The organism is Streptomyces sp. MUM 2J (assembly GCF_022414535.1).
In the GTDB taxonomy this organism is placed as follows: domain Bacteria; phylum Actinomycetota; class Actinomycetes; order Streptomycetales; family Streptomycetaceae; genus Streptomyces.
This window is the reverse complement of sequence record NZ_JADWYM010000032.1, coordinates 1-19831: the sequence shown is the minus strand read 5'-3', so window position 1 is coordinate 19831 and position 19831 is coordinate 1. Positions and strand designations below refer to the sequence as shown.

At 73.4% G+C, this 19831-nt stretch carries 16 protein-coding genes; 6 read left to right on the top strand and 10 right to left on the bottom strand.

Features of this window, described 5'->3' with window-relative positions:
- Positions 1-7 precede the first annotated feature (7 nt).
- Together I3F54_RS32565 and I3F54_RS23020 are read right to left on the bottom strand one after the other, a co-directional pair.
- Positions 8-505: a hypothetical protein gene (locus tag I3F54_RS32565; RefSeq protein WP_240120750.1), complete on the bottom strand. Its 498-nt coding sequence runs from the start codon at positions 503-505 to the stop codon at positions 8-10.
- Entirely contained in the window at positions 505-1746 is a 1242-nt protein-coding gene (locus tag I3F54_RS23020) for a molybdopterin-dependent oxidoreductase (protein WP_240120749.1), read from the bottom strand. Before I3F54_RS23020 ends, I3F54_RS32565 begins: the two co-directional genes overlap by 1 nt.
- 115 nt (positions 1747-1861) lie before the next feature.
- On the opposite strand from I3F54_RS23020, the gene I3F54_RS23015 reads away from it, so the two are divergent.
- The 3 genes from I3F54_RS23015 to I3F54_RS23005 all read left to right on the top strand — a co-directional run bounded on the left by I3F54_RS23015 (position 1862) and on the right by I3F54_RS23005 (position 4859).
- Positions 1862-3394: a hypothetical protein gene (locus I3F54_RS23015; RefSeq protein ID WP_240120748.1), complete on the top strand. Its 1533-nt coding sequence runs from the start codon at positions 1862-1864 to the stop codon at positions 3392-3394.
- Positions 3395-3676: 282 nt separating this feature from the next.
- On the top strand, positions 3677-4390 hold the full coding sequence (locus I3F54_RS23010; protein WP_374205956.1) for a polysaccharide deacetylase family protein: 714 nt from the start codon (positions 3677-3679) through the stop codon (positions 4388-4390).
- Between the two features lie 28 nt (positions 4391-4418).
- Positions 4419-4859 carry an SRPBCC family protein gene (locus I3F54_RS23005; RefSeq protein ID WP_240120747.1) on the top strand — a complete coding sequence of 147 codons (441 nt, stop codon included), beginning with the start codon at positions 4419-4421 and terminating at the stop codon, positions 4857-4859.
- A gap of 175 nt (positions 4860-5034) precedes the next feature.
- Here the strand turns inward: I3F54_RS23005 and I3F54_RS23000 are convergent, their stop codons facing one another.
- The 5 genes from I3F54_RS23000 to I3F54_RS22980 all read right to left on the bottom strand — a co-directional run bounded on the left by I3F54_RS23000 (position 5035) and on the right by I3F54_RS22980 (position 11866).
- Positions 5035-6186: an XdhC/CoxI family protein gene (locus I3F54_RS23000; protein ID WP_240120746.1), complete on the bottom strand. Its 1152-nt coding sequence runs from the start codon at positions 6184-6186 to the stop codon at positions 5035-5037.
- Between the two features lie 99 nt (positions 6187-6285).
- Entirely contained in the window at positions 6286-7743 is a 1458-nt protein-coding gene (locus I3F54_RS22995) for an NCS2 family permease (protein WP_240120745.1), read from the bottom strand.
- A 222-nt stretch (positions 7744-7965) separates the two neighbouring features.
- Entirely contained in the window at positions 7966-10389 is a 2424-nt protein-coding gene (locus tag I3F54_RS22990; protein ID WP_240120744.1) for a xanthine dehydrogenase family protein molybdopterin-binding subunit, read from the bottom strand.
- 2 nt (positions 10390-10391) lie between these two features.
- Positions 10392-10973: a (2Fe-2S)-binding protein gene (locus I3F54_RS22985; protein ID WP_240120743.1), complete on the bottom strand. Its 582-nt coding sequence runs from the start codon at positions 10971-10973 to the stop codon at positions 10392-10394.
- Entirely contained in the window at positions 10973-11866 is an 894-nt protein-coding gene (locus tag I3F54_RS22980; RefSeq protein WP_240120742.1) for a xanthine dehydrogenase family protein subunit M, read from the bottom strand. The genes I3F54_RS22985 and I3F54_RS22980 overlap by 1 nt, the downstream gene beginning before the upstream one ends.
- 354 nt (positions 11867-12220) lie before the next feature.
- Here I3F54_RS22980 and I3F54_RS22975 point away from each other — a divergent pair, with 354 nt between their 5' ends.
- Both I3F54_RS22975 and I3F54_RS22970 read left to right on the top strand, forming a co-directional pair.
- On the top strand, positions 12221-13894 hold the full coding sequence (locus tag I3F54_RS22975; RefSeq protein ID WP_240120741.1) for a PucR family transcriptional regulator ligand-binding domain-containing protein: 1674 nt from the start codon (positions 12221-12223) through the stop codon (positions 13892-13894).
- A 142-nt stretch (positions 13895-14036) separates the two neighbouring features.
- Positions 14037-14810: a hypothetical protein gene (locus I3F54_RS22970; protein WP_240120798.1), complete on the top strand. Its 774-nt coding sequence runs from the start codon at positions 14037-14039 to the stop codon at positions 14808-14810.
- Positions 14811-15074: 264 nt separating this feature from the next.
- Here I3F54_RS22970 and I3F54_RS22965 read toward each other — a convergent pair whose 3' ends face one another.
- Positions 15075-15881, bottom strand: a complete 807-nt coding sequence (locus tag I3F54_RS22965; protein WP_240120740.1) for a GntR family transcriptional regulator — start codon at positions 15879-15881, stop codon at positions 15075-15077.
- Between the two features lie 552 nt (positions 15882-16433).
- Here I3F54_RS22965 and I3F54_RS22960 point away from each other — a divergent pair.
- Positions 16434-17477, top strand: coding sequence for a DUF2637 domain-containing protein (locus I3F54_RS22960; RefSeq protein WP_240120739.1), 1044 nt, complete (start codon positions 16434-16436; stop codon positions 17475-17477).
- A gap of 96 nt (positions 17478-17573) precedes the next feature.
- Here the strand turns inward: I3F54_RS22960 and I3F54_RS22955 are convergent, their stop codons facing one another.
- A complete protein-coding gene (locus I3F54_RS22955) occupies positions 17574-18035 on the bottom strand; it encodes an ATP-binding protein (protein ID WP_240120738.1) in 462 nt (153 codons plus the stop codon).
- Between the two features lie 635 nt (positions 18036-18670).
- On the bottom strand, positions 18671-19831 hold a 1161-nt coding region (locus I3F54_RS22950), incomplete at its 5' end, for a protein phosphatase 2C domain-containing protein (RefSeq protein WP_275676665.1).

Below are 19831 nucleotides of genomic sequence, written 5' to 3'. Positions count from 1 at the left end.
CCGTCGATCAGTGGGTGGCGGGCGGACGCTGCTTCGTCGCGCTGCGCAGTCGCCGCAGCCGGCGCAGCCGCAGCAGGAGCAGAAGCGCCGAGCCCCCGAACAGTACGGCGCTGATCAGCAGCCAGCGGGCGAGGAAGCCGTCGGGCGACAGCCCGGTCACCGCCCGGTAGCGGTCCGCGACCCGGCCGCTGATCAGCGGGAACCACAGGAGCAGCAGCAGCCCGGACAGCATCGCCGGCACCCGCACGTACACGGCCAGTTCCCGGGAGCCCGACGCACCGAACGCCTGCACGACGGCGCGGTCCGCCACCGAGTACAGCGGCAGCAGCACCAGGTCGTGCAGGAGTGCGGCACCCACGAACCACAGCAGGATGCCGAACCAGTCACCTTCCAGCAGCCGCACGCCGGCGTATCCGGCGAGGGCGAAGGAGCAGGCCAGCAACAGCAGGTGCAGGGGGCTGCCGAGCGGCGGGAGCCGTCGCATCAGTTCCGGTCGCCGGGTCATCACAGGACTCCGAACGTCATCCGGGCCACCCACTTGGTGTTCATCACGCCGGGCGCCCCGGGCACGATGACACGGGCCGGGTGGCCGTGGTCGGGGGTGAGGGGCTCACCGTTGGCGTAGAGGGCGAGCAGGGAGCGCGCGTCGCCGACCTGGTTGTCGCGCAGGGCCGCGTGCCGGAAGGCGCCGCGCCGCTGGAGCGACTCCACGAGCACGTCCGGCGGATCGCTCTCGTGACCCACGAGCGCGGCGAGGTCGCGCAGCCGCACCCCGCGCCACCACTGGTCGTCGGTGGACCACCCCTCCACGCAGGCGATGGGCAGCGCCACGCTGTACAGCGGCATCCGCAGCAGGTCGGCGCGGGACAGGCGGACGGTCCCGGTGCGGCCGGTGACGACGAGCCGCCACGCCTCGTCGCCGGTCTCCCGCGGGTCGATGCCCGCGTACGAGGCGGTCTTGTTGACCTGGAACCCGCCGGGCCCACTGCCCGGATCGGCGCCGCCGTGCGGCGCGAGCAGCGCGGTGCGCCGCCAGGCTCCGCCGAGGCTCTGGCCCACGGTCGTGCCGAACAGCAGCAGCGAGGCGCCGCCGACCGTCCACAGGGCTCCGCGGCGGGAGACGGTCGGCGGGTCGGGCTGCGGTGAGACGAGTTCCTCGCCCTCCCGCTCCCGCCCGCTCCTGAGGTGCCGCAGATTGCGCAGCGCCGCGGGCAGCCGCAGCGCCACGTGCAGGGCGAACGCGGCGAAGAACACCCAGGCGCCGTAGAAGTGCAGGGGGTAGAACGACCCCGGGAAGATGTAGTCCAGCTGGATGTTGAGCGCACCGGTGGTGAACTCGAACAGGACGCCGCCGACGAGCAGCAGCAGGGAGATCCGCTCCAGGGCGTGCGAGAGGGAGCGGGCCGGCGGCAGGGCGAACAGTTTCGGCACCACCGACCACAGCTTGGCCAGCACCACCGGGATGAGGGTGATGCCGAGGGTGACGTGGACGCCCTGGGTGAGCCGGTACAGCCAGTACGGACTCGTCGGCCACGCGAACAGGTAGAAGCCGAGCAGGCCCTTCCCGGGCGTCATGTCGTTGACCGACGACACGTCCGGATTGTAGGCGGCGTACGACAGCAGTCCGGTCACGAACAGCAGCGTGATCCCGGCGAGCAGGACGACACCGAGGACCGACGTGAGCCACGGGCCGCGCAGCGGGCTGCGCCAGAAGCCGGGTGAGGAGGGGAGGCGTTGGTCGCGCATGAGACGACGGTAGGCCCGGAAGGGGCTGCCAACCGGTGCACGACCGATGACGAAACGCTGACGTCCCTGCCGGTCATCCCCCGCTCGCGGTCCGCACACCCTAGCGTTCGACGATGTGATCCGTTCCCGTTACCGCGACCTCGCCGCCGTCCTGGCGGCCGTCCTGCTCGTCGTGGCCGCCGTCGTCGTCGGCCGCCGCATCGAGGACTCCGACCACACCCTCTTCGTGGGCTGGCCCCCGCTGGTGGGTGCCTGGGACCCGCACGTCGGGCCGGGCACGCCGGCCGCGGTGGCGCTCGCCGTCGCCGTCGTGGCGTACGGCCCCGGCGTCGCCGCCCGGCTGCCCTGGCAGGCGTTGCTGTGGGCGGCCTACGGCACCGCACTGGCCTGGATCTGGTCGCTGGCGCTGATCGACGGCTGGCAGCGCGGTGTGGTGGAGCGGCTGACCACCCGCTTCGAGTACGTGCCGGCCGTCGGCCGCTTCCACGACATCCACGCCGCGCTGCAGGACTTCACCCACCACATCCTGCTCCACTCCCCCGACAACTGGCCCGCGCACGTCGCCGGCCACCCGCCGGGCGCCGTCCTCACCTTCGTCCTGCTGGACCGGATCGGCCTCGGCGGCGGCGGCTGGGCGGGGGCCTGGTGCATCACCGCCGGCGCGTCGGCGTGCGTGGCCGTCCTCGTCGCGGTGCGCGCGCTGAGCGGGGAGGGCCTGGCGCGGCGGGCGGCGCCGTTCCTGGTGCTCGCACCGGCCGCGGTCTGGATGGGCGCCGCGCCCGACGCCTACTTCGCGGCCGTGGCCGCCTGGTCGGTGGCCATGCTGGCGCTGGCGGTGACCGGGAGGCCGGCGGTGTGGGCGGCGGGCTCGGGCCTGCTGTTCGGGCTGACGTGCTACCTGTCGTACGGTCTGACGCTCTTCGCGCTGATCGGCGGGGCGGTGCTGCTGCTGGGGCGGGGCCGGCTGCGGGCGCTGCCCTGGCTGGTGGCCGGGGCGGCCGTCGTACCGACCGCGTTCACCCTCGCCGGATTCGACTGGTGGGAGGCCTACCACCTGCTGGTGCGCCGCTACTACCAGGGAGCCGGCGGCATCCGGCCCTACGCCTACTGGGTGTGGGCCAATCTCGCGTGCACGGTGCTGCTCATCGGGCTTGCGACCGTGGCGGGCCTGCGCCGGGCCGGGGGCACGCTGCTGCGCACGCGGGGCCGCGGGCTGCTGGACGACGACGCCGGTGAGGCACGGCTCGCCGTCCTCGTCGGGGCGGCGGCGCTCGCCCTGCTGACGGCCGACCTGTCGGGGATGAGCAAGGCGGAGACGGAGCGGATCTGGCTGCCGTTCGTGATGTGGCTGCTGCCGGCGGGAGCGTTCCTGACCGGCCCACGCGCGTGGCCGGTGCCGCGACAGGCGGCGTTCGCCCCGTCGCGACGCCCGGCGCGCTCCCCCGCCGCCCCGAGGGCGTGGGAGGCGGCGCCATCCGCAGCACCGGCCGAAAGCCCCGGTACGCCCGGTACGACGACTTCCGGCCGGCACACCGGGAGCACGCACCGGACGCCGCTCCTTGACGTGCGAACGCTGCCTGCCGCGGCACTGGCGGCCCAGGCGGCACTCGCGCTGCTCGCCAACCACCTGCTGCTGACCGGCTGGTGACCCGCGGGTGCCCCGGGAGACGGCCCCGGCCTGGCACGGGGGGCACCGGGACCCCGCCACCGAGCGACGGCGGCGGCGTCCCGGCGGGGGGTGTGTGCCTTTTCCCGTTGGCGCGTATGACCTGGTGAGGACCGTCACATTCGGCGAAAGGGCAGCGATCGGAGACTATACGTAGCGCGTATACACGCTACGTATAGTCGCTCCATGCCTTCACTGACCAGGAAGATGCACAGAACGGGGAATGCGTTCCGGACCGCGGCGGCCCTCTCGGCCGCCGCCGGCCTGATCCTGACGCTGAGCGGGTGCGCCCGCCTGAACACCACGGCACCCAGCGCTGCCCGCGCCCACCCCGCCGCCACCGTCCAGGGCGCCCGGTTCGGAACCGTCGACTGCCGCGAGGCCAAGTGCATCGCGCTCACCTTCGACGCCGGGCCCAGCGAGAACTCCCCGCGGCTGCTGGACATCCTGAAGGAGAGACAGGTCCCGGCGACCTTCTTCCTCCTGGGCGCACGGCACATCGAGAAGTACCCCGAACTGGTGAAGCGGATGGCCGCCGAGGGCCACGAGGTCGCCAGCCACACCTGGGACCACAAGATACTGACGCGGATCGGGCCGGAGGAGATACGCGAGGAACTCCGCCGCCCCGACGAGGCGATAGAACGCCTGACCGGGCACCGGCCGACGCTGATGCGCCCACCTCAGGGCCGCACCAACGACACCGTGCACCGGATCTGCAGGGAGATGGGCCTGGCCGAGGTGCTGTGGAGCGTCACCGCCAAGGACTACCAGACCGAGGACTCCGCACTGATCACCCGGCGGGTCCTCGACCAGGCGTCCCGGGACGGCATCATCCTGCTGCACGACATCTACCCGGGCACGGTCCCCGCCGTGCCCGGCATCATCGACGCCCTGAAGGAACGCGGCTACGTCTTCGTGACGGTCCCCCAACTGCTGGCCCCGGGCACGGCGGAGCCGGGCACGGTGTACCGGCCCTGACGGGGCGTACGGTCCATATGATCAAGGCGTGGTCGACTTCCGCCTCCAACGCACGGCACCGCTCCCCCTGCGGGAGACCTGGCGCCGGCTCACCGACTGGCCCCGGCACGGGGACGCGGTCCCCCTGACCCGCGTCAGCGTGCACCCACCGCAGCCCACCGCCCTCGGAACCCTCGTGGTGGCCCGCACCGCCCTCGGGCCGATCGGCTTCGACGACCGGATGGAGGTCACCGTCTGGCAGCCGCCGGACGAGGACACCCCCGGGCGCTGCCGCCTGGAGAAGCGGGGGCGGGTGGTCCGCGGCTGGGCCGAGATCGAGGTACGGCCCGGCCCCGGCGGCCGGACCCGGGTGGAGTGGCGCGAGGAGCTGCGTCTGCCCTTCCTGCCGGGCTTCTTCGACCCGGTCGTGCGGGCGACCTCGCGCGCCGTGTTCGGCCGGGCGGTGAACCACCTGCTCAGGGCCGGGTGAGCCCGGACCCGCCGGACCCGGACCCGCCGGGCCGGGCTGGTACCGGCCGGTGCGGATCGCCGGCCGGTACCAGCCCGGCCCGCCTCGGCCACCCGGCCGAAGCCCGCCCGGCAGGCACCGGCACCGCACTCCGCGCCCCGGACGCATCACCCCCGAGGGGACCGGGTCCGAGACGTCAGGCCACCGCCCCGGTCCGTTGCGCTGCTTGCGCCGCCGTGTCGTGGTGGATCGGGGTGGGCGCTCCGGTCAGTGACACCCCACTGCCGCCGCGCCGGTCGGCGACGATCTCCGCGGCGATCGACAGGGCCGTCTCCTCCGGGGTGCGGGCCCCGAGGTCGAGGCCGATCGGGGAACGCAGCCGGGCCAGTTCCAGATCCGTCACCCCGACCTCGCGCAGCCGCCGGTTGCGGTCCAGGTGGGTACGGCGTGAGCCCATCGCACCGACGTAGGCCACCGGCAGCCGCAGCGCCAGCTTCAGCAGCGGCACGTCGAACTTGGCGTCGTGGGTGAGCACGCACAGGACGGTGCGGGCGTCGACGTCCGTGCGCCGGAGGTACTTGTGGGGCCACTCGACGACGACCTCGTCGGCGTCGGGGAAGCGGGCGCGGGTGGCGAAGACGGGGCGGGCGTCGCACACCGTCACACGGTGGCCGAGGAACTTCCCGACGCGGACCAGGGCCGAGGCGAAGTCGACGGCACCGAAGACGATCATCCGGGGCGGGGGAACGGAGGACTCGACGAGCAGGGTCAGCGGCGCCCCGCAGCGCGAACCCCGCTCGCCGATCTCCAGGACACCGGTGCGGCCGGCGTCGAGGAAGGCGCGGGCCTCGGCGGCCACGGTGCGGTCCAGCTCGGGGTGGGCGCCGAGACCGCCCGTGCCGGAGCCGTCGGGGCGGACCAGCAGGGCCCGGCCCATCAGGTCGGCCGGGCCCCGCACGACCCGCGCGAGGGCCGCCGCCCGCCCTCCCGCGGCCGCGGCGAGGGCCTCGGCGGCCGCCGGGCGGGCCGGGTCGCCGGCCCGCACCGGGGTGACGAGGATGTCGATGGCGCCGCCGCAGGTCAGGCCGACGGCGAAGGCGTCATCGTCGCTGTAGCCGAAGCGCTCCAGGACGGTCTCGCCGTCCGTCAGCGCCTGCCGGCACAGCTCGTACACCGCGCCCTCCACGCAACCACCGGAGACCGACCCGATCGCCGTGCCATCGGCGTCCACCGCGAGTGCGGCGCCGGGCTGGCGGGGTGCGCTGCCGCCGACGGCCACCACGGTGGCGACGGCGAAGTCGCGTCCCTGCTCGACCCACCGGTTCAGCTCGTCGGCGATGTCCAGCATCTGTCGGTCTCCTTAAGGCGGTGGTGTGGCGGGCTCTCGGAGAGCTCGGCCAGGGGGTGTTCCGAACGTCCGGTGCGGTGCGGGACGTTCGCAACACCCCTAGTGCACGCCCAGCCAGCTCTCGATCGGGTTGAGGGCGAAGTAGACCAGGAAGATCGCGGTCAGGCCCCACATGAAGGCACCGATCTCACGGGCCTTGCCCTGGGCGGCCTTGATGGCGACGTACGAGACGACGCCGGCGGCCACACCCGTGGTGATGGTGTAGGTGAACGGCATCAGCACGACCGTCAGGAACACCGGGATCGCGGTGGCGCGGTCGGCCCAGTCGACGTGGCGGGCGTTCATCAGCATCATCGCTCCGATGACCACCAGGGCGGCGGAGGCGACCTCCTGCGGCACGATCGCCGTCAGCGGGGTGAAGAAGAGGCAGGCCGCGAAGAACAGGCCCGTGACGACGGAGGCGAGACCCGTGCGGGCGCCCTCGCCGACCCCGGTCGCCGACTCGATGAAGACCGTCTGGCCCGAGCCACCCGCGACGCCGCCGATCGCGCCACCGGCGCCGTCGATGAACAGCGCCTTCGACAGGCCCGGCATACGGCCCTTGTCGTCGGCGAGCTTGGCCTCGGTGCCGACGCCGATGATGGTGGCCATGGCGTCGAAGAACCCGGCGAGGACCAGGGTGAAGACGATCATGCCGACGGTCATGGCACCGACCTCGCCCCAGCCGCCGAACTCGACGTGGCCGAAGAGCGAGAAGTCGGGCATCGACACCGCGCTGCCGTGGAGTTCGGGGGCGCCGTTGGACCAGGCACCGGCCTTGACGACGCCGGCGCCGTTGAGGATCGCGGCGACGACGGTGCCGGAGACGATGCCGATGAGGATGGCGCCGGGGACCTTGCGGGCCTGCAGCATGAAGATCAGCAGGAGGGTGCCGGCGAAGAGCAGGACCGGCCAGCCGGCCAGCTCACCGGCGGGGCCGAGGGAGAGCGGGGTGGCCTTGCCCTGGTGGACGAAACCGGCCTTGTAGAAGCCGATGAGGGCGATGAACAGACCGATGCCCATCGTGATGCCGTGCTTGAGCGCGAGCGGGATCGCGTTCATGATCAACTCGCGCAGGCCGGTGACGACCAGCAGCATGATGACGACTCCGTACATCACGCACATGCCCATCGCCTGCGGCCAGGTCATCTGCGGGGCGACCTGGGAGGAGAGGACTCCGGAGACCGACAGGCCGGCGGCGAGGGCGAGCGGCACCTTGCCGACGAAGCCCATCAGGAGCGTGGTGGCGGCCGCGGCGAACGCGGTCGCGGTGATCAGGGACTTCTGGCCGAGCGTGTCCCCGGCCGCGTCCTTGCCGGACAGGATCAGGGGGTTGAGCAGCAGGATGTACGCCATCGCCATGAAGGTGGTGACGCCGCCGCGCACTTCGGTCGCGACGGTGGATCCCCGCTGGGATATGTGGAAGTACCGGTCGAGCCAGGACCGGCCGGCCGGGACGCGGCTGCCCGCGCCCGCGTCCTCGGCGGTGGTTCTGGGCTCCACTGACTGCTGGGTCATGGTGCCATCTCCCAAGGTTCAAAGGGGCACCCGCATCCTGGCCGCGGCGGTCGTGGGTGCCGCGGCTGCGGGATTTGGGAATGGACGACCCGGGGGACGGCCCGAGACGAACGGAACTGCTGGTGCTTCGAGGACCGCGAGCGGAGCGGAACCTGAAGGGGGTTCCTCCGGGCGGCGCGTGGAGTGTGTGACGTTCCCTGCGCCGCCCGGGGAGTCCGGGTGCTACGCCGTGCCGGTCAGGTGCTCGGGCCGCACCGGGGTGCGGTCGAGCGCCAGGCCGGTGGCGTCGCGGACGGCCGCGAGGACGGCCGGCGTCGACGACAGGGTCGGCGCCTCGCCGATGCCGCGCAGGCCGTAGGGGGCGTGCTCGTCGGCGAGTTCGAGGACGTCGACCGGGATGGTCGGCGTGTCGAGGATGGTGGGGATCAGGTAGTCGGTGAAGGAGGGGTTGCGCACCTTCGCCGTCTTCGGGTCGACGATGATCTCCTCCATCACCGCCACGCCCAGGCCCTGGGTCGTGCCGCCCTGGATCTGGCCGACGACGGACAGCGGGTTGAGCGCCTTGCCGACGTCCTGGGCACAGGCCAGTTCGATCACCTTGACCAGGCCGAGTTCGGTGTCGACCTCGACCACGGCGCGGTGCGCGGCGAAGGAGTACTGCACATGGCCGTTGCCCTGGCCGGTGCGCAGGTCGAAGGCCTCGGTCGGGCGGTGCCGCCACTCCCGTTCGACCTCGACGGCCTCGCCCTCCAGGACGTCGACGAGGTCGGCGAGCACCTCGCCGGCGTCGGTGACCACCTTGCCGCCCTCCAGCAGCAGTTCGGCGGTCGCCCAGGCGGGGTGGTAGGAGCCGAACCTGCGGCGCCCGATCTCCAGGACCTTCTCCCGGACCAGTTCGCACGCGTTCTTCACGGCGCCACCGGTGACGTACGTCTGGCGGGAGGCGGACGTCGAACCGGCCGAGCCCACCTGGGTGTCGGCCGGCTGGATGGTCACCCGGGTGATGCCGAGCTCGGTGCGGGCGATCTGCGCGTGCACGGTGACGCCGCCCTGGCCGACCTCCGCCATCGCGGTGTGCACGGTGGCGACCGGCTCGCCGGCGACGACCTCCATGCGCACGCGCGCCGTGGAGTAGTCGTCGAACCCTTCGGAGAAGCCGACGTTCTTGATGCCGACCGCGTAGCCGACGCCGCGTACGACGCCCTCGCCGTGCGTGGTGTTGGACAGACCGCCGGGCAGCTGCCGGATGTCGGCACCCTCGCTGGACTCCCACTGGCGCTCGGGCGGCATCGGCATCGCCTTGACGCGGCGCAGGAGTTCGGCGACGGGAGCCGGGGAGTCGACGGGCTGGCCGGTCGGCATGATCGTGCCCTGCTCCATCGCGTTCAGGCGGCGGAACTCCACCGGGTCGATGCCCAGCTCCTCGGCCAGCTTGTCCATCTGCGCCTCGTAGGCGAAGCACGCCTGGACCGCGCCGAAGCCGCGCATGGCGCCGCAGGGCGGGTTGTTGGTGTAGAGGGCGATGGCCTCGATGTCGACGTCGTCCACCACGTACGGGCCGACCGACAGGGAGGCGGCGTTGCCGACGACCGCCGGGGAGGCGGAGGCGTAGGCGCCGCCGTCCAGGACGATCCGGCACCTGACGTGCGTGAGCTTGCCGTCCTTGGTGGCGCCGTGCTCGTAGTACAGCTTCGCCGGGTGACGGTGGACGTGTCCGAAGAAGGACTCGAAGCGGTTGTAGACGATCTTCACAGGCTTGCCGGTGCGCAGCGCCAGGAGGCAGGCGTGGATCTGCATCGACAGGTCCTCGCGGCCGCCGAACGCGCCGCCGACGCCGGCCAGCGTCATCCGCACCCGGTCCTCGGGCAGGCCGAGGACGGGCGCGATCTGGCGCAGGTCGGAGTGGAGCCACTGGGTGGCGACGTAGAGGTGGACGCCGCCGTCCTCCTCCGGCACGGCCAGGCCGGACTCGGGACCGAGGAAGGCCTGGTCCTGCATGCCGAAGGTGTACTCGCCGGTGACGACGGCGTCGGCGCGCCGCGCGGCCTCGGCGGCGTCGCCGCGGACGATGGGCTGGCGGTGGACGATGTTGGGGTGCGGGACGTGCCCCACGTGGTGGTCGTCGCGGCCCTCGTGGACGAGGAGCGCGTCGGGGGCGACCGCCGACGCCTCGTCGGTGATGACGGGGAGTTCGCGGTACTCCACGTGGATCTTGGCGGCGGCGCGGCGGGCGGTCTCGGGGTGGTCGGCGGCGACGATCGCGACGGGCTCGCCGTGGTGGCGGACCTTGCCGTGGGCCAGGACCGGGGTGTCCTGGATCTCCAGGCCGTAGTTCTTCACCTCGGCGGGCAGGTCGTCGTAGGTCATGACGGCGTACACGCCCGGCATCGCCAGGGCCTGGGACGTGTCGATCGACACGATCTCGGCGTGGGCGACGGTGGAGCGCAGGATCTGGCCCCAGAGCATGTCCTCGTGCCACATGTCGGACGAGTACGCGAACTCGCCGGTGACCTTCAGGGTGCCGTCCGGGCGGAGCGTGGACTCCCCGATGCCGCCCTTGGTGTGCGAGCCCTGCGTGATCTTGGCGGGAACGCCGGTGGGGGCGTCGCCCTGCTCGGACGTCGTCGAACGCTTGGGGAACGGCATGGTCAGACCCCCTCGGACTGGCGGGCGGCGGCCAGGCGGACCGCGTCCATGATCTTCTCGTAGCCCGTGCAGCGGCACAGGTTGCCCGACAGCGCCTCGCGGATGTCCGCGTCGGTCGGGTTCGGGGTGCGCTCCAGCATCTCGTCGGCGGCGACGAGGAGGCCGGGGGTGCAGAAGCCGCACTGGACGGCACCGGCGTCGATGAACGCCTGCTGGATCGGGGACAGCTCGTTGCCCTCGCCGGTCTGCGAGTCGGCGCCCTCGGCCTGCCACGCCTTCGCCGCATCGAGCGGGGTGCCGCAGGCCCCGCTCGCGCAGCCGCCCTCGGCGCGCTGCTTGGCGTAGTCCGCCAGACCCTCCACGGTGACGACCTCGCGGCCCTCCACCTGGCCCGCGGCGACCAGGCAGGAGCAGACCGGCACGCCGTCCAGGCGCACGGTGCAGGAGCCGCACTCGCCCTGTTCGCAGGCGTTCTTGGAGCCGGGCAGGCCGAGGCGCTCGCGCAGGACGTACAGCAGGGACTCGCCCTCCCACACGTCGTCGGCCTCCTGGGGGCGTCCGTTGACGGTGAAGTTGACGCGCATTACGCAGCTCCCTTTGAGGCGCGGCGGGTGTCGCGGTACGACTCCCAGGTCCAGGTCAGTGTGCGTCGGGCCATGACGCCGACCGCGTGGCGGCGGTAGCTCGCGGTGCCCCGGACGTCGTCGATCGGGTTGCAGGCGGCCGAGCACAGCTCGGCGAACTGCTTGGCGACCGAGGGGGTGATGATCTTTCCGTTGTCCCAGAAGCCGCCCTCGTCGAGCGCGGCGTCGAGGAACTCCTCGGCCGCCTTCGCCCGGACCGGGGTGGGCGCGGCAGAGCCGATGCCGGTGCGCACGGTGCGGGTCGCGGGGTGCAGGGCGAGCCCGAACGCGCACACGGCGATGACCATGGCGTTGCGGGTGCCGACCTTGGAGTACTGCTGCGGGCCGTCGGCCTTGGCGATGTGCACGGCGCGGATCAGCTCGTCGGGCTGGAGCGCGTTGCGCTTGACGCCGGTGTAGAAGTCGTCGATCGGGATCAGTCGGGTGCCACGGGCCGCCGACTCGACCTCGACCTCGGCGCCGGCCGCCAGCAGGGCGGGGTGGGCGTCCCCGGCCGGGGAGGCGGTGCCGAGATTGCCGCCGACGCCGCCGCGGTTGCGGATCTGCGGGGAGGCGACCGTGTGCGAGGCGAGGGCCAGCCCCGGCAGCTCGGCGCGCAGATTCTCCATGATCCGCGTGTACGGCACGGAGGCGCCCAGCCGTACGCTCTCCTCGCCGACCTCCCACTCCTGGAGGTCACCGATGCGGTTGAGGTCCAAGAGGTACTCGGGCCGACGGTGGTCGAAGTTGATCTCGACCATCACGTCGGTGCCACCCGCAATCGGCACAGCGGTGGGGTGCTCTGCCTTGGCGGCGAGCGCCTCCCCCCAGCTGGCGGGGCGAAGGAAGTCCATGACCGGCTCTCTTCTTCCGTCTCGTGAGTCGTACAGATTGAGCCAATCCGTGTGCGGCGGGCCCGGCTCGTTCATGTGCTGTTTACGCGGAGTGGGGTCAGTACACCGCTCCGTGCTCCACCGGGGTCAGTCACGGAAACCATGAAGGAGTTGGCTGGCCAGGGAGGTCATCTTGTAGATTCGTATGAACGGAGGCCATCCGTAACCTCTGCGTTTTCCCGTGGAAACGTGAGACGTGGCCGGTCACGGCCGCGCAGACATCCTCCGCCCGGCGGTCACCCGCCGGGCCGGCCCGATCGCCTCAGGGCCCCATCCCGATCGTAGATTTCGAGACAGAGAACGGCGGCGACGAGAATGCGGCTGCGCGCACTGCTGGACACCGACGCGCTGGGCCTCAGGCTGCTCGGCGGCGAGGACGAGCTGGACCGCACCGTGCGGGGCGTGATGACCACCGATCTGCGGGACCCGAGCCGCTACCTCTCGGGCGGCGAGCTGGTCCTCACCGGCCTGGCCTGGCGACGGGACGCCGCCGACTCCGAGCCCTTCGTCCGGATCCTGGTGCAGGCCGGCGTGGCCGCGCTGGCGGCCGGCGAGGCGGAGCTCGGGGACGTCCCGGACGACCTGGTGGCGGCGTGCGCCAGACACCGCCTGCCGCTGTTCGCCGTCCACGAGTCGGTGGCGTTCGCCACGATCACCGAGCATGTCGTCCGGCAGGTCAGCGGCGAGCGTGCCGGGGACCTGGCGGCGGTCGTCGACCGGCACCGGCGGATGATGACCTCCGGTCCGGCGGGCGGCGGCCCGGACGTGGTCCTGGACCTGCTCGGCTCCGACCTGGACCTGCGGGCCTGGGTGCTGTCCCCCACCGGCCGGCTGATCGCGGGCCCGAAGGTGGAGGGCCCGGCACTGCCCGGCGAGACGTGCGCTCAGCTCGCGGCCGAGCACCTGGCGGCGTCCCGCAGCGGGCGCCGCGGCCCGCACCGGGTCACCCTGGGCACGACCGCGTACTCGCTCTTCCCGATCCGCAGCGGCGGGCGCGCCCCGCAGGCCGCCCGCGACACCCGGGGGACGGTCCTGTCGGACTGGCTGCTGGCCGTCGAGGCCGACGCCTCGGACTGGCCCGAGGAGCGGCTCGACCTGCTCCAGGGCGTCACCCAGCTGATCGCGGTCGAACGGGACCGGCGGGACGCCGCCCGCACCGTGCGCCGGCGGCTCGCGCAGGAGGTGCTGGAACTGGTGCAGACGGGCGCCGCGCCCGCGGAGATCGCCGCCCGGCTCCGGGTCGCCGCACCGGTGCTGCTGCCCGGCCTCGGCGCGGCCCCGCACTGGCAGGTGGTCGTGGCCCGCGTCGACTGGGACGGCGGGGAGGCCGACGGCGGCCCGGTGGCCCAGTCGCTGCTGGAGGAGGTCCTCGTCGACCCGCTGTCCACCGGCCCCGAGCCCTCCGACCGGATCGCGGTGGCGCACACCGGCGACGAGGCCATCGCCCTGGTGCCGCTGCCGGCCGTCTCCGCCGAGCACGACGGCTCGGAGACCGGGGTCCTCGCCGATCAGCTGCTGCGGTCCGTACGGGATCCGCTGTCGGCCGGCCTGGACGGCGACGGGCGGCTCACCCTCGGCGTCAGCGCGGCCGTGCACTCGGCGGAGGGCCTGCGCGGCGCGCTGGAGGAGGCCCGGCACGCCCGCCGGGTGGCGGCGGCGCGCCCGGGCCGCGTCTGCGCCGCGGGCCACCAGGAGCTCGCCTCGCACGTGCTGCTGCTGCCGTTCGTCCCCGACGACGTCCGGCGGGCCTTCACCGCCCGCCTGCTGGACCCGCTGCGCGACTACGACCGCCGCCACCGCGCCGAGCTCATCCCGACCCTCGAAGCCTTCCTGGACTGCGACGGCTCCTGGACGCGCTGCGCCTCCCGGCTCCACCTGCACGTCAACACGCTGCGCTACCGGGTCGGGCGAATCGAGCAGTTGACGGGTCGTGACCTCTCGCGGCTGGAGGACAAGCTGGACTTCTTCCTGGCACTGCGCATGAGCTGAAACCCGAAGCGCCCCGAAGCCCCACGACTTTGTGAAATCCTTCACCCACCCCCTTGGCCGGGCGCCATCATTGGTGCTGGAATGCCGCCACCACTCAAAGCTCGATGGCGTGCTCGGGGAGGGCAACGTGGCGTACACCGCCATGTCTGGTTCGGGAACGACCGCCGGTGACGATCCGCTCCAGACCGCGGTGTGGCGGCTGCGCTCACGCGCCTGCTGGGTCGATGCGGCAGCTCTGCTGACACCGGCCACGCCGGCCGCGGCGCTGCAGCGGGCCGCACTGCTGACGGAACGGTGCCTGTACACCGAGCAGGGCTGGGAGGACGCCGAGGACGCTCTGCGCACCGCCGAGGCCCTCGCCCACAGCGACGAGGAACGCGGCGCCGCGGCATGTGAACGCGGATACGTGGCCTATGCGGCCACGCTGCTCGGCGTGCGCGACCGGGATGACGAGGCGCGGGCCGCTCTGGGCCGGGCGGCGGCGCTGATCCCCCCGGGGGCTCCGGGGCGGGCCCTGCTGGACTTCCGGCGCGGTCTGCTCGCCGAGAACCTGGCGCGCTCCCCGCAGGCCGCGCTCGCCGCCTACCGCCGGGCCCACGCGGGCGCCACCGAGGGTTCCGACCCCCTCCTGCTGTCCTTCACCTGGCGCCATCTGGCCGGACTCGCCTTGCGTGAAGGTGAGTTGGCGGAGGCCCGGCACGGCTTCGCCGAGTCGCTGCGGATCCGCGAGGAACTGGGCTACCTGGTGGGAACGGCCCCGGCGCTGGTGTCCCTGGCGGACACGGAGACGGAGCCCGAGGCATCCCGCCTCCGGGAGGAGGCCCGCCGGCTGTTCCGTCTGCTCGGCGGCGTGCCGACCTGGCTGGCCCGGCAGCTGGCCCCACCGGCGACGGGGACGACGTCGGCGACGGCGTGACATGCCGGCGGCGGCGCGGCCGCGCGATGACGGCCGGACACGGTCGCGTGCGGCGTGCGGGGCCAGGTCGCGTGTTGCGTGCGGCGCGAGTGGCGTGTGCCGCGTGCCCCGTGTACGCGGTGAGCCGCGCGTCGCGTGTGCCGCTGTGCGCGCGGGGCGCGCGGGGCGCCCCGACGGGATCCGGCGTGGACGCTCCGGTGTCGGCGCCGTTGCCGGGCGGAGGCGCCGGGCAGCCGGCGCGTCCCGGCGTCCGGGTGAAGGTGCTCAGGCCACGCCGGCGAAGTGCTCCCCGACCAGTACCCGCACCACGTCCAGGTCCCCGGCGGTCAGCGCGTCCAGCAGGGCCGTGTGCTCCGCCGCGTCCGCCAGCAGGGCGGCGCGCCCGTTGCGCACCGGCCCGCCCACCAGGGGCCACTGCGCCCGCCGGTGCAGATCGTCGGCGATGCGGACCAGCTGTTCGTTGCCCGCGAGGGCCAGCAGCGCCCGGTGGAAGGCCCGGTCGGACTCGGCGTACGCGGCCCGGCACCCGGAGGACGCGGCGCGCACGGTCGCCTCGGCGAGCGGGCGCAGGTCGGCCCAGCGCTCGACCGGCACGGTCCGCGCCAGCCGCAGCATCACCGGCACCTCGATCAGCGCCCGCACCTCCGCCAGCTCGGCCAGCTCCCGCGCGTCGCGCTCGACGACCCGGAAGCCGCGGTTGGGCACGACCTCGACGGCACCTTCGAGGGCCAGCTGCTGCATGGCCTCCCGGACCGGCGTCGCCGAGACGCCGAAGCGCTCGCCGAGCGCGGGCGCGGAGTACACCTCGCCGGGCCGCAGCTCCCCCGCCACGAGCGCGGTGCGCAGCGCGTCGAGGATCTGCCCGCGGACCGACGACCGCTGCACGGCCGGCCGCGGAACCGGCTGCTCACTGTGCGTGTGCTCACCTCGGGCGCCGTCGGCGTCCACCGCCCGCTGCCGGCCGCCCACGGTGTCGGCGTCCGCGGCGCACGGCTGCACCGGCACCTGTGCGGGACGCTCACGCGCAGCGGGGATCCCCGTTCCGGTGGAGCCCTGCGCCCCCTGTCTCACGGGTCCTCCTCCGGCTTGTCAGTACTTGGGGTCATTACGACGGGTTGTCACTCGGCCGTCAAGCACGATAGGCGGAGAACCGCCCGGTTCAAACCCCACCCCAGCCAGATAAGGCAAGGTTTACCTTATCGAGGACTCCCCGGGGGCCGTCCGGCAGGCCCCGCGCGCCCGGCCGTGCGCGAACCGGGCCGCACACCCAAGCCGCGTGAGCACCGATGCACTTGAGACAACCTCAGAATCCGTACGAAGGAGCCCGATCGGGCCCGTCCACGGGCAGACGTCCCGTAAGATCGTCGTGGACAGGACAGCCGACAGGTCACAGCCGTTTCACATTTTCCTCACCCGCCGCAGGAACTTTCCGTGGAACCACCCCTGCGGGTATTCTTATTCGAACTCAACTCCCGCCCCTCAAGCGGCAGTTCGAGCAGAACGCTGCCCTGGGCATCCCCTTGCACCTCCTTGGCGGCCTCTTGCCCCGAAACCCCCTGAGGGCCGGTGGGATTGGGCCACTATGGCGGGCGTTACGCCCTATCCCAATGCAAGGGACCCCAGATGAGACTGACCGACATATCGCTGAACTGGCTGCTTCCGGGCGCCGTACTGCTCCTGGGCATGCTGGCGGCGGTGGCGGTGCTCGCGCGCGGCAAGCGCTCCTCCGGGGAGCACGCGAAGACGGAGGACTCGTGGGAGCGCGCGGAGGAACGCCGCAGGCGCAAGGAGGCCATCTACGGCACCGCCTCCTACGTCCTGCTGTTCTGCTGTGCGGCGGTGGCAGCGGCACTGTCCTTCCACGGTCTGGTCGGCTTCGGCCAGCAGAACCTGAACCTGACCGGCGGCTGGGAGTACCTGGTGCCGTTCGGCCTGGACGGCGCGGCGATGTTCTGCTCCGTGCTCGCCGTGCGTGAGGCCAGCCACGGTGACGCCGCACTCGGCTCGCGCATACTCGTGTGGACGTTCGCGGGCGCCGCGGCCTGGTTCAACTGGGTCCACGCGCCGCGCGGCCTCGGGCACGCGGGCGCCCCGCACTTCTTCGCGGGCATGTCGCTGTCGGCCGCGGTGCTGTTCGACCGGGCGCTGAAGCAGACCCGCCGGGCGGCACTGCGTGAGCAGGGCCTGATCCCGCGTCCGCTGCCGCAGATCCGCATCGTGCGCTGGCTGAGGGCGCCGCGCGAGACCTACAGGGCCTGGTCCCTGATGCTCCTGGAGGGCGTGCGCAGCCTGGACGAGGCCGTGGACGAGGTACGCGAGGACAAGCGTCAGAAGGAGGAGACACGCCGCCTGCGCCGCGAGAAGGAGCGCGTGGAGCGGGCCCAGCTCAAGGCGATCAGCCGCGGCCACCGCGGCTTCGTCGGCCGGGGCACCGGCCGCGAGGTGGAGGTGCACTCGGTGGAGCGGGACTCGGAACGGGTCTCAGCGGAGCCCGCCATATCCTCGCCGGAACAGCTGCCCGTACGCTCACGTCCCTCCCTCCAGCCCGTACGGAGGGGTTCTGACGCGGTCACCGTGGACCTCACCGCGGAGGACGACACCCAGGCACTGCCGCGCCTCGACTCCCTGGAGCGCAAGCTCAAGGATCTGGAGCAGCAGTTCGGTTAGAACTCCGGGGCAAGGGCGGGACGGGACCGGCCGTCATGGGAAGGGGGCGCGGCGCGCACGACTGCCGCGCCCCCTTCCCGTTGCCGCGGGCCCCGATCATCCGGGTCCGGCGGCCATCTCGAACCAGACCACCTTGCCCGTCCCGTGCGCCGTCACGCCCCAGGCGTCCGCGAGGCACTGCACCAGCAGCAGACCCCGGCCGTGCGTACCGTCGTCGGGGACCGGTACGCGCAGCCGGGGTCTGCGCGCCGTGAAGTCCCGCACCTCCACCCGCAGGGTGCCGGGGCCGACGACGGCGGTCAGGACCGCGTCGCGGTCGGTGTGCACCAGGGCGTTGGTGACCAGTTCGCTGGTGAGCAGTTCCGCCGTCTCCGAGCGCCCCGGCCTCCCCCAGTGCCGCAGCAGCTCGCGCAGCGCCCGGCGCACCTCGGGCACCCCCTTCAGGTCGGCCCGCGCGATCCGGCGCTCCAGCCGGGGCGACCCCGGCCGGTCGGGGGCCGGCCCTGTCCCGCCCACCGCCGTCTGCGCCTGCGTCTGTGTCGAGGTGGCCCCGAACATGATCGGCCCGCTTCCTCGTGCCTGCCTCTTCATGACCCCCGCCCGCGTGCCGATGTCGGTCCCCTCCTGCTCGAACACGTTCACGGGGATGCTTGCCCCGTCACCCCGGCGGCAGTCATGTCGAACCGTCAACGACCAGGTGTTCGGCCACGTGCGGGACGCCCGCGACAGCGCTGCGAACAGGTGTCCGCGAGGTTCCGCGCAGATGTCCGCACGGCCTCCGCGGCCGGAACGCGCCGCAGGAGAGGCCGCCGGGGCCGCCACGGTCCGAAGGGGCCACGCGGGAAGCCGAACGGCCCCGGAGGGGACGATCGGCGCCGCGGCTGCCGCACCCGGCGGACAACCCGCCCTCCCCGTCCATGGGGCGCCTAGGCGCCCCGGACCGCCCCGGCCGCCGGAAATGGGGCGAACGGCCGACCCCGCCCTGACGAAACCGCCGTACGCGCCCGCCCCTCCGGCAGCCGCCCGCGGACGCGGGTGCGTGGCCGCCGGCGCCGGGCCGCGGCCACGTACGGTCACCCCCTGTCGTCGGAGCAACACCACTCGGGCTCGACGACCCCGGCGCCCAAGGCGAAGTTGGCCGGAATTCGCCCCCAGGCGGACCGTGTGCATCCGTCAGCCCACGGCGGGCGCGGTCACGCCTCCCACAGGGCGGCGGCCGTGCGGTCGTCGGCGTACCCCTTCACCCGGACCTGGGCGTCCGAGAGATAGGCGGCGAGGCCGGGCGGGGCGGGCGCCGACCACCGTGCCGCCAGGTACCGGCACAGCTCGGACTCGCCGCGCAGGGGTTCGGCGAGACCCGCCGTGCACATCAGCAGCACATCACCCGGACGGGCCACGGAGGCGCGGAACCGGAACGGCTCGCGCGGTGGCTCCGGGGCCGGCTCGTACGGACTCGGGGGCGTCGGGACGCCGAGGTCCATGGTGAGGCGGTCGCCCTCGGGGGTCTCCGCCGGTGGTGAGCCGAAGCCGACGACCGGCTCGCCGGCGACCTCACCGACCGGCGGTTCGATGTCCCGCCAGGCGCCGTCCCGCAGGCGGAACAGGCCGCCGGCGCCGACACCGAAGAAGACCCGCACCCGGCACTCAGGGTCGGCGGGCAGCAGCAGGCAGCGCAGGGTGGCCGCGTACTCCTCCGGATTCAGCCCCTGCTCGGCGGCGCTGGCGCGGAGCCGTTTGAGGCTGCGGTCGGTGAGGCGGTGCAGCCCCGACTTGAGGTCGCCGCGACGGGCGGCCCGGACGTCCTCGGCGAGCCGGGCGTGGCTGCGCCCCACGGCCCGGCCGATCCACCGGCACGCCTCCGCGGCCGCGCGGTGCGCCCCGGCGGTCGCCCGCGCGCCGGTCGCCATCGCGACCAGCACCAGTGCCTGCTCCCCCGTCCCGAACCGGGCGGTCAGCAGCGAGTCCCGGCGCAGCTCACCCCGGTAGCGCGCGGAATCGCCCCGCACCGACACCGCCCGCAGCGCGCAGGCCCCGTACCGCGCCCCGTCCAGCACGGTGTCCGCCACCAGCTCGCCCAGTTCGTCGGGGTCGGCGGCGGGCAGGGCGGTGGGCTCGGCGTCATAGGTGGGGGGACGCGAACCGACGAAGGGCAGGGGTGCCGGCGGCTGGGCGGGGAGGTCGACCCGGGTCGCGGTGCGAAGGGCCTGCGGGGCGGAACCGGAACCGGAGTCCGAGCCCGGGGTGGGAGCGGGGTCGGGGGCGGAGGCGGGGACATCGGCCGTGGGGGGCGGCCCGCGAGACCGGTGCCGCCTGCGCCGCCGGAGCCGCCGCCGCACCCGCGACCGCCACCCCCG

Excerpts from the sequence above, each read along its gene's own strand:
- I3F54_RS32565 (WP_240120750.1), bottom strand. The coding sequence starts at position 505 with ATGACCCGGCGACCGGAACTGATGCGACGGCTCCCGCCGCTCGGCAGC.
- I3F54_RS23020 (WP_240120749.1), bottom strand. The coding sequence starts at position 1,746 with ATGCGCGACCAACGCCTCCCCTCCTCACCCGGCTTCTGGCGCAGCCCG.
- I3F54_RS23000 (WP_240120746.1), bottom strand. The coding sequence starts at position 6,186 with ATGCTGGACATCGCCGACGAGCTGAACCGGTGGGTCGAGCAGGGACGC.
- I3F54_RS22995 (WP_240120745.1), bottom strand. The coding sequence starts at position 7,743 with ATGACCCAGCAGTCAGTGGAGCCCAGAACCACCGCCGAGGACGCGGGC.
- I3F54_RS22990 (WP_240120744.1), bottom strand. The coding sequence starts at position 10,389 with ATGCCGTTCCCCAAGCGTTCGACGACGTCCGAGCAGGGCGACGCCCCC.
- I3F54_RS22985 (WP_240120743.1), bottom strand. The coding sequence starts at position 10,973 with ATGCGCGTCAACTTCACCGTCAACGGACGCCCCCAGGAGGCCGACGAC.
- I3F54_RS22980 (WP_240120742.1), bottom strand. The coding sequence starts at position 11,866 with ATGGACTTCCTTCGCCCCGCCAGCTGGGGGGAGGCGCTCGCCGCCAAG.
- I3F54_RS22975 (WP_240120741.1), top strand. The coding sequence starts at position 12,221 with ATGCGGCTGCGCGCACTGCTGGACACCGACGCGCTGGGCCTCAGGCTG.
- I3F54_RS22970 (WP_240120798.1), top strand. The coding sequence starts at position 14,037 with ATGTCTGGTTCGGGAACGACCGCCGGTGACGATCCGCTCCAGACCGCG.
- I3F54_RS22960 (WP_240120739.1), top strand. The coding sequence starts at position 16,434 with ATGAGACTGACCGACATATCGCTGAACTGGCTGCTTCCGGGCGCCGTA.
- I3F54_RS22955 (WP_240120738.1), bottom strand. The coding sequence starts at position 18,035 with ATGTTCGGGGCCACCTCGACACAGACGCAGGCGCAGACGGCGGTGGGC.